The 1216-nt window shown below is 68.8% G+C and carries 1 protein-coding gene; it reads right to left on the bottom strand.

Annotation, left to right across the window (positions count from 1 at the left end; all coding sequences use genetic code 11):
• Positions 1-456: 456 nt before the first annotated feature.
• Entirely contained in the window at positions 457-1104 is a 648-nt protein-coding gene (locus tag ACWDNU_RS46285; RefSeq protein WP_449673503.1) for an aldehyde dehydrogenase family protein, read from the bottom strand.
• Positions 1105-1216 lie beyond the last annotated feature (112 nt).

The following is a 1216-nucleotide window of genomic DNA, read 5'->3' as shown; positions in this document are numbered from 1 at the left end:
GCCGCGCGCGAAGCGGGGATCAACCTCGGCCACATCGACACTGACCACGTCCGCATCGCCTCCGACGAGGTCACGCGTCCCGACACGCTCGCGAACGCCAGTCCCATACCCCGGCTACCGCCGACCACGACCGTGGCCGCGTCGCGCAACCCCAGATCCATACCGCACCCGCCTCGCGTCAAGGAGATCCCCGGGGCGCGACCTCGATATCGTGGCCGACAGACAGGCTCACCGGCCTCCTATTCGCCGTTACTGTAAAGCATCCAGTAAGTCACGTGAAGAGTTCTCCAGCATTTGCCCGGCGACGGCCGCACGCTGCGCGAACACACCCCGGGACACCGTCACCCCGATTCCCGGCGGACCGCGCTCGCCGACACCCCGCGACACTCGAGATACCGCTGGCCACAGCGGTTTACGTTCGAGTTCGTTGACATTTTTCACTGACATCTGTCAACATCAGCACACCGCTCCACACGTTGACAGCGGTCGAGGGCACGGGCTAGCCTTGTCGACGCCGGGGTGGCTCGCGAGGTACTCGCTCTCCGCGGCGTCGGCGGGCAGGACGGAGAGCACGCCGTCCGGCAGACCGGCCTCGGTGAAGATGTCGGCGAGGATGTTGGCCGTCAGCGGGGTCAGCGGCGAGGGCTTGAGCACCACGGTGCAGCCGGCCAGCAGGGCGGGGCCGAGCTTGTTGGCGGCCAGGAACAGCGGGACGTTCCAGGCGGTGATCGCCGCGACGACGCCGCGGGGTTCCCGTGAGACGCGCGAGGTTCCGAACAGGCCGGTGCGAGTGTCGTTCCACTGGAAGGTCTTCGCCAGCGCCGCCCACGCGTCCAGCGCGGCGACGGCCGGAAGCTGGTTGAGCGTCAAGGCGGCTAACGAAGGCGCGCCCATCTCCGCGGTGAGCGCGGCGAGCAACTCGGGCGAACGCTGCTCGATCAGTCGGGCCGCCTTGGTGAGCACCTCTGCTCGTTCCAGTGGCGGTGTGGATGGCCACGGTCCGCTGTCGAAGGCGTCGCGGGCCGCGGCGACCGCGGCGTCCACATCGGCCTTCGTCACCGCGGGCACGCTGCCGACGGTCTCCTCCGTTGCGGGTGAGACCACGGAAATGCGGTCACTACCGGCAGGGGTGGTCCAACCGGATCTGTTCGTGGACGGCCTGCCGTGCAGCGACCAGTTCACCGCGCACGCGCTCGCGCACGCCGGTCTGCTGTGC

This window comes from Amycolatopsis sp. NPDC003676 (assembly GCF_053587275.1).
This window is presented reverse-complemented; position numbering and strand designations above follow the sequence as displayed.